Source organism: Streptomyces hilarionis (assembly GCF_024539675.1).
GTDB lineage: Bacteria > Actinomycetota > Actinomycetes > Streptomycetales > Streptomycetaceae > Streptomyces > Streptomyces hilarionis.
Genome location: NZ_JAHHIT010000258.1, coordinates 1 through 7,307, shown reverse-complemented (window position 1 = coordinate 7,307; position 7,307 = coordinate 1). Strand labels below are relative to the sequence as shown.

Below are 7,307 nucleotides of genomic sequence, written 5' to 3'. Positions count from 1 at the left end.
CGCCCCGCCCGATCCGCCGTCCCCCGAGCTCCCGCTCCCGCCCAGCGCCTCGTACGCCAGCCAGCCCAGCAGCGCGCCGGGCACCAGCGCGGCCAGCGCCACCGTCAGCGGACGGCGCAACCGGGACCGCCGGGGCCGGTCCGCGCCGAAGGAGGAGTCGGACGGCTGATAGGGGTCGGAGGGGCCGAAGGGGTCGGAGTGCGGGCCTGAGTACGACACGCCTGCCACCCTAACCGGCGCCCCTACCGCGTCACCTCCGCCGACGCGTACTCCGTGCCCGCCGGGGCCAGGCACACGAACCAGTCGTACGGGGACCCCTCGACCGCGCGGATCGCCGGGGCGCCGTCTCGCCCCCCGGTCGTCGCCGAAGCCCTGCCGACCTGGGTCTTCGTGCCGTCCTTCCAGGCGCACGTCACCTGCCGGGCGGACTTGGCCACCTTGCCGATCACCAGCCGGGCGGGCCCCTCGCCGTAAGGGGAGAGCGGCACCGCGACGGCGTCGACGTCACGGCCGTGCAGGGCGTCGCTCCTCGCGGTGACACCGTGCAGGGTCAGCATCTGCGGGGCGGTCCTGACGTCGCCCGAGCTGCGCAGCACGAAGTACGCGCTCTTGCCGACCAGGTCGGCCGCGGTGTTCACGGCCGTCGGCGTCTCGCCGAGTTCTCCCATCATGACCATCGTGGTCCGGGCGTGCCGGACGTCGACCGGGGCCCGCCAGACGTCGAGGGCGACCCGCCACGGCCTGCCCCCGTCCCTGCCGGACGCGAGCACGAGCCGGCTGAGCGGCTGGAACGGCGACGGGGTCCCGGTGACCGCGGGCTGTGTCGCCGCCGGCGCGGTGCGCCCACCGCCGCCCCCCGGCAGCCCCGTCACGGCCAGCGCCCCCGTCGACCCGGCGACCACCAGGGCGGCGGCGGCCGCGACCGCCCAGCGCCGGGCTCTGCGGCGGCGCCCCGCGCGGATCAGCGCCTGGGTGGGGGCTATGCCGATCTCGACCTCGTCCGCGGCGTCGGCCAGCAGCAGGGCGATGTCGTGCTGTGTCATGTCGTGGTTCGTCTCCCGGTCCGCGTTCATCACTTCCGCCCTCCGTGCGCCACCGCGTCCGCCAGGTCCGGTATGGCCCGCAGTTTCGCGATCCCCTTGGCCGCGTTGCTCTTCACCGCGCCGACCGAACAGCCCATCGCCTCGGCCGTCTGCGTCTCGGTCAGGTCCTCCCAATAGCGCAGCACCACCGCTTCCCGCTGCCTCGGAGGCAGCGCGGCCAGCGCCTGGAGCAGGGTGTGCCGGTCGTCGGCCCGGGTGATGGGGTCCCCGGTGTCGGCGACCTCGTGGGCGATCTGCGAGCCGTCGTCCTTCGGAGCGAGGAACTCCCGGAGTTTCCTGCGGTGCCTGCGGGCGTGCGCGTTGATCATCACGCGCCGCACGTACGCCTCCGGTTCGTCGGCCGCGGCGACTCTGCGCCAGGCCACGAAGACCTGTTCCAGCGTCGACTGGACCAGGTCCTCCGCGGCGTGCTGTTCCCCGGTGAGGAGAAACGCCGTGCGCATCAGCCGTGGCCAGCGGCCCACGACGAAGGCCTGGAACTCCGCGTCCCGATCCTGCTTCCGATCCCCCATGAGCACCTCCTAGATGTTCAAAGGAGGCCATGAGCGCCCCGGATCGTTGCCTCCCCGGCGGAGATTCTCCGCGGCCCCCGCAACCCGGCAGCCGGGACGCTTCCCGGGCGTCGGCGGGTCGGGGCGCGGTGGCGGCGGGTCAGGATCCGGTGAAGTCGGCGATGTGGTCGGCGGCCCAGGCGGTGAAGGAGCGGGCCGGGTGGCCGGTCAGTTCCTCGACGGTGCCGGTGAGGGCCACGGGCCTGCCGTCGGTGGACCGCCACCAGGCGAGGAGGGCGTCGGCGTAGGCGTCCGGGATGTGTCCGGCGGTCTCCTTCTTCCACTGTTCCGGGGTGACGTGCTCGTGGACGACGGCCAGGCCGGTGACCGCGGCGAGGCGGTCGATCTGCTCCGCGAACGTCAGCGACTCGGGACCGGTGAGGGTGAACCGGCCGCCGCGGTGCCGGGGGTCGGTGAGCACGGCGTGGGCGGCCTCGGCGACGTCCCTTTCGTGGACGGGGTCGGTGTGGGCGCCCGGGAACGGGAGGCTGACGGGCCTTCCGGCCCTGACGGGCCATGCCCACGCCGAGGCGTTGGAGGCGAAGGAGCCGGGCCGCAGCAGGGTCGTCTCGATCGGCGAGTCGAGCAGCGCGCGCTCCACGGCCAGGTGCGAGGCGGCGAGCGCGTCGTCCTTCGGCTCGGGGCCGAGCATCCCGAGGACGCCGGAGCTGGACAGCACCACGACGTGGGCGACCCCGGCCCGGTGGGCGTGCTCGGCGAACTCGGTGACGCGTTCGGCGCTCGCGTAGAGGAAGACGGAGGTGACGCCGGCCAGCGCGGCCGGGAAGGTCGTGGGATCGGTGAGGTCGAGGGCGACCGTCTCGACGCCGGGCGGCGGGGAGAGGTCGGCGGGCCGGGCGGAGCCGACCCGCAGGCGCAGGCCGTCCGCGTGCAGCAGGGCGAGCAGTTCGGTGGCGATGGCGCCGCGGCCGCCGGTGATCAGGATCATGTGGGTCCCCCTGGGAGATGAGATGAAGTGGATGAATGCGCGAACGATGTTCGTAGCGAACGATGTTCGTCGGCCTCGTTCGGCACGCTAGGAAACGAACGGTGTTCGTGTCAAAGGATTTGCGGGGTCGCCCGGCGTGGGGCCGCCGTTGCCCGTCCCGGTCGTCGTGCGTCCCGACGCGCGCCCGTCCGGCCGTCGCCCGTCCCGGGGCTCGTGCGTCCCGGCCGTCGGGTGTGCGCCGTTACCCTCTCCCCGTGACCCGCGCGACCTCCGAACGTCCCGAGCCGCCCGAGCCTTCCGTGCGCCCTTCGGCCTCCGTGGAGCCCGGGCCGCCCGCGTCCTCCGGCGCGTCCGCGGATGCGTCGGCGAGCGGGGCCGCCGGGCCGGTCAGCCGGCGTGCGCGGCCCGCCAAGGCTCCTCTCAGTCGTGAGGTGATCGTGCGCACGGGTCTGGCCGTCCTCGACCGCGAGGGCCTGGACGCGCTGACCATGCGCCGGGTGGCCAGGGAGCTCGACACCGGGCCCGCCTCCCTCTACGTCTACGTCGCCCATCGCGAGGACCTGATGGCGGCGATGCTCGACGAGGCGCTGGCCCGGGTGCCGCTCACCGCGCAGGGCACCTGGCGGGAGCAGTTGCACGCGCTGGTCGCGGCGGCCGTCGAGGCGATGGGCCGGCACGAGGGGCTGGCCGCGGTCGCCCTCGGCGCGATCCCCACCGGGGACAACGCCCTGCTGATCCTCGACCGCATGCTCGGCCTCCTCAAGCAGGGGGGCCTCGACGACGTCACCGCCGCCTGGGCCGTCGACCTGCTCCACCTCCACATGGCCGCGGCCGCCGCCGAGCACAGCGCCCGCGTCGCTCGGGGCGGCGACGAGGGCGGCGCGGTGGCGGACGCCGACCGCCGGTACGCGGCCCTGCCCGCCGACCGCTACCCGATGATCGCCGCAATGCGGCCCGCCCTGTTCTCGTCCGGCGACCGGGACGCCTGGGGCCTGGACGTGCTGCTCAACGGCATCCTCGGGACTCCGGCCCGCTGACCGGCGACGAGCCCTCCCGGCCGGCGTCCGCTCCTTCGCCGACCCCTGCCGCCGACTCCTGCCGCCGACTCCTGCCTCCGCCCCCCGCCTCCGCCCCCGGGCCGGTGCTCTCGCCCTCGGGCCACCGGCGGGTTGTGTCAAGAGAAGATAAAGAAATCATTAGTACGCCGAAGCATCGGAATAGTTGCCCGTGCATACAGGTTCAGCTCCCATGTAATCGCCGAACCACCGCCCGGAGGCACCCCCTCATGACGCACACGACCACCGACCGGCCCACCCGCGAGGCGAGCGGAGCCGTGGTCCCGGTCCTCGCCTTCGCGGGCATCGTGGTCGCGGTGATGCAGACCCTGCTCGTCCCGGTCATCAAGGACCTGCCCCAGCTCCTGGGCACCGCGCCCAGCAACGCCACCTGGGTCCTGACCTCCACCCTGCTGTCGGGGGCCGTGGCCACCCCGATCATGGGCCGCCTCGGCGACCTGTTCGGCAAGCGCCGCATGCTGATAGCCAGCCTCGCCGTGATGGTCGTCGGCGCGCTGGTCAGCGCGCTCACCAGCGACCTGCTCACCATGATCGCGGGCCGTACCCTCCAGGGCTTCGCGATGGGCGCGATCCCGCTCGGCATCGGCCTGATGCGGGACATGCTGCCCCGCGAGAAGCTCGGCTCGGCGATGGCCCTGATGAGCTCCTCGATCGGCGTCGGCGGCGGACTCGCCCTGCCCCTCGCGGCCCTGATCGCCCAGCACGCCGACTGGCACGCCCTCTTCTACGGCGCGGCCGGCCTCGGCGCGCTCGCCATCGTCCTCACCCTCCTGGTCGTCCCCGAGTCGCCGGCGCGCGCCGAGGGCACCTTCGACGTCCTGGGCGCGATCGGCCTCTCCATCGGCCTCGTCCTCTTCCTGCTGCCGATCACCAAGGGCAGCGACTGGGGCTGGACCTCGGGCACCACCCTCGGCCTCTTCGCCGCCGCCGCCGTCGTCCTCGTCCTGTGGGGCGTGATGGAGCTGCGCGTGAAGGCCCCGCTGGTCGACCTGCGCACCACGGCCCGCCCGGCCGTCCTCTTCACCAACCTGGCCTCGATCATGGTCGGCGTCTCGTTCTACGTCGTCTCGCTGGTCCTGCCGCAGCTGCTCCAGCTCCCGAAGGCCACCGGTTACGGCCTTGGCCAGTCGATGGTCGTCGCCGGACTGCTGGTCGCGCCGCTCGGCCTGACGATGATGGTCACCGCGCCCGTCTACGCCCGGCTGTCGGCCAAGTACGGCCCCAAGTTCACCCTCATCCTCGGCATGATGATCATCGCGGTCGGCTACGGCGCCGGCCTCGGTCTGATGAGCGCCGCCTGGCAGAGCCTCGTGATCGCCGTCGTCCTGGGCGCGGGCATCGGTCTCGCCTACTCCTCGCTGCCCGCGCTGATCGTGGGCGCGGTCCCGGCCTCCGAGACCGGCGCGGCCAACGGCCTCAACACCCTGATGCGGTCCATCGGAACGTCCGTGTCGAGCGCGGTCATCGGCATGGTGCTGGCCAACACGGCGAACGACGTCGGCGGTGTCGCCGTCCCGACCATGCACGGCTTCCGCGTGTCCTTCCTGATCGCCACGGCCGCCGTCGCGGTGGGCCTGGTCCTCGCCCTCTTCCTGCCCCGGCAGCAGCGCCCGTCCGCCGTGCCGCAGCTGCGCGCCAGCAGCGAGGAGGACGCCAACCTGGAGCGCGCCGAGCAGGCCCTGCGGGGCTTCCGGGGCCGGGTCGTGGACGCCGACGGCGTCCCGGTCGCCCGGGCCAAGGTCACCCTCATCGACCGCCGCGGCCGCCAGGCGGGCGCCACGCTCTCGCAGGAGGACGGCAGCTACGCCCTCGCCGTTCCGGCCCAGGGCGCGTACGTCCTCGCCGCCAAGGCCGCCGGCCACGGCCCGCTCGCGAGCTCCGCGACCCACGCGGGTGACGAGCGGCCGGTGGACCTCGACCTGGCCCTCCCGGGCGAGACGGTCAACGCCTGACGCCTGACGCCTGACGCGCGACGCCCGACGTCCGAGGTCGGGCGTCCGACATCGGGCGTCCGATGCCCTGACCTGCGAGCTCCGGGCACGGCGAGCGCCGTCCCGCCTTCCCGCACCCCCCGTCGCCACGGCGTCGGGGGGTGCGGCAGCATGGGCGCCCACACCCGCGTACCACCGGAAGGACCCCCATGACCGCGACCCCCGCGACCGTGGCGCCCTCGCGCGAGATCCTGGCCGCGTTCCAGGCGGCCAAGGGATTCATGCCCGTGGACGAAGGGCTCGCGCTCTACGCGGCCGCCGTCGGGGCGGGCGCGCTCGGGCTGCCGCTGCTGGAGGTCGGCACCTACTGCGGACGGTCCACGATCCTGCTGGCGGACGCCGCCCGCCGGTCCGGGGTGAGCGCCCTCACGCTCGACCATCACCGGGGGAGCGAGGAGCAGCAGCCGGGCTGGGAGTACCACGACCCGGAGACGGTCGACCCGGAGATCGGCCTGATGGACACGCTGCCCTCGTTCCGCCGGACCCTGCACCGGGCGGGCCTGGAGGAGCACGTCGTCGCGCTCGTCGGACGGTCGCCGCAGATCGCCGCGTTCTGGAACTCGCCCCTCGGGCTCGTCTTCGTGGACGGCGGCCACACCGACGAGCACGCGAGCGCCGACTACGAGGGCTGGGCGCCGCACGTCGCCGAGGGCGGGCTCCTCGTCATCCACGACGTGTTCCCGGACCCGGTCGACGAGTTCACCGGCCAGGCCCCCTACCGCGTCTACCTGCGCGCCCTGGAGTCCGGGGCCTTCACGGAGGTCTCGCACACCGGCTCGCTGCGCGTTCTGCGGCGCACGGGCGCCCCGCTCGCCGAAGGGCGGGACGCGCCCGGTCGGGACCGCCGGGCCTACAGCCAGCCCTGCTGACGGGCCTCGCGCATCGCCTCCATGCGGTTGCGCGTGCCCGTCTTGCCGATGGCGGAGGACAGGTAGTTGCGGACCGTGGACTCCGACAGGTGCAGCCTGGCGGCGATGTCGGCGACCGTGGCGCCGTCGACGGAGGCCTTCAGGACGTCGCGCTCCCGGGCGGTCAGCGGATTGGGCCCGGCGCTCAGCGCGGCCGCGGCCAGCGCCGGGTCGACGACCGTCTCGCCGGTCAGCACCCGGCGGATCGCCGCCGCCAGCTCCTCCACCGGGCCGTCCTTGACCAGGAAGCCCGCCGCCCCGGCCTCCATCGCGCGGCGCAGATAGCCGGGCCGGCCGAACGTGGTGAGGATCAGGACCCGGCAGTCGGGGGCCTGTTCGCGCAGCTCGGCGGCGGCCTCCAGACCGCTCATGCCGGGCAGCTCGATGTCGAGGAGGGCGATGTCCGGGCGGTGGAGGAGGGCGGCGTCCACGATGGCGTCCCCGGCGCCCACCTGGGCGACCACCTCGATGTCGGGTTCGAGGCCGAGCAGCAGGGCCAGCGCGCCGCGCATCATCCCCTGGTCCTCCGCGAGGAGCACCCTGATCGACTTGGCGGGGCGGTGGGAGCGGGGCATCTCGTCCACGGGCCGGCCCGGAGTCTCGTTCACGGCCCAAGACTAGGGCCGACGGCGGCGGATGGCGCCGTGTCGGCGGGTTCGGCCGTCGCGGACGAGGCCGCCAGGTCCCGGCTCCCGCCCCCTTCCCGGCCCGAACCGCCGCCCCCTTCCC

7 protein-coding genes and 1 pseudogene are annotated in these 7,307 nt (G+C 74.2%); 3 read left to right on the top strand and 5 right to left on the bottom strand.

Features of this window, described 5'->3' with window-relative positions; translation table 11 throughout:
* From KMS84_RS41295 to KMS84_RS36920, 4 genes and pseudogenes are all read right to left on the bottom strand, one after another.
* A pseudogene (locus KMS84_RS41295) lies at nt 1–219 on the bottom strand (hypothetical protein); the annotation flags it as partial.
* Nucleotides 220–242: 23 nt separating this feature from the next.
* Complete coding sequence (locus KMS84_RS36930; protein WP_256920925.1) at nt 243–1,043, bottom strand: hypothetical protein; 801 nt, start codon at nt 1,041–1,043, stop codon at nt 243–245.
* Nucleotides 1,044–1,072: 29 nt separating this feature from the next.
* Nucleotides 1,073–1,615 (bottom strand): SigE family RNA polymerase sigma factor, encoded by a 543-nt coding sequence (locus KMS84_RS36925; RefSeq protein WP_256920924.1) that lies wholly within the window; start codon nt 1,613–1,615, stop codon nt 1,073–1,075.
* Nucleotides 1,616–1,754: 139 nt separating this feature from the next.
* Nucleotides 1,755–2,603 (bottom strand): NAD(P)H-binding protein, encoded by an 849-nt coding sequence (locus KMS84_RS36920; RefSeq protein WP_256920923.1) that lies wholly within the window; start codon nt 2,601–2,603, stop codon nt 1,755–1,757.
* Between the two features lie 254 nt (nt 2,604–2,857).
* On the opposite strand from KMS84_RS36920, the gene KMS84_RS36915 reads away from it, so the two are divergent.
* From KMS84_RS36915 to KMS84_RS36905, 3 genes are all read left to right on the top strand, one after another.
* A complete protein-coding gene (locus KMS84_RS36915; protein ID WP_256920922.1) occupies nt 2,858–3,640 on the top strand; it encodes a TetR/AcrR family transcriptional regulator in 783 nt (260 codons plus the stop codon).
* A gap of 248 nt (nt 3,641–3,888) precedes the next feature.
* Nucleotides 3,889–5,631 (top strand): MFS transporter, encoded by a 1,743-nt coding sequence (locus tag KMS84_RS36910; protein ID WP_256920921.1) that lies wholly within the window; start codon nt 3,889–3,891, stop codon nt 5,629–5,631.
* Between the two features lie 188 nt (nt 5,632–5,819).
* Nucleotides 5,820–6,539, top strand: coding sequence for a class I SAM-dependent methyltransferase (locus KMS84_RS36905; RefSeq protein ID WP_256920920.1), 720 nt, complete (start codon nt 5,820–5,822; stop codon nt 6,537–6,539).
* Here the strand turns inward: KMS84_RS36905 and KMS84_RS36900 are convergent.
* Nucleotides 6,521–7,153, bottom strand: a complete 633-nt coding sequence (locus tag KMS84_RS36900; protein WP_256920926.1) for a response regulator transcription factor — start codon at nt 7,151–7,153, stop codon at nt 6,521–6,523. The two genes, KMS84_RS36905 and KMS84_RS36900, sit on opposite strands and share 19 nt — an antisense overlap.
* Nucleotides 7,154–7,307: the final 154 nt, after the last annotated feature.

Bases quoted from the DNA above. Each gene is read 5' to 3' on its own strand.
- KMS84_RS36905 (WP_256920920.1), top strand. From the start codon at position 5,820: ATGACCGCGACCCCCGCGACCGTGGCGCCCTCGCGCGAGATCCTGGCC.
- KMS84_RS36925 (WP_256920924.1), bottom strand. From the start codon at position 1,615: ATGGGGGATCGGAAGCAGGATCGGGACGCGGAGTTCCAGGCCTTCGTC.
- KMS84_RS36900 (WP_256920926.1), bottom strand. From the start codon at position 7,153: ATGCCCCGCTCCCACCGCCCCGCCAAGTCGATCAGGGTGCTCCTCGCG.
- KMS84_RS36930 (WP_256920925.1), bottom strand. From the start codon at position 1,043: ATGACACAGCACGACATCGCCCTGCTGCTGGCCGACGCCGCGGACGAG.
- KMS84_RS36920 (WP_256920923.1), bottom strand. From the start codon at position 2,603: ATGATCCTGATCACCGGCGGCCGCGGCGCCATCGCCACCGAACTGCTC.
- KMS84_RS36910 (WP_256920921.1), top strand. From the start codon at position 3,889: ATGACGCACACGACCACCGACCGGCCCACCCGCGAGGCGAGCGGAGCC.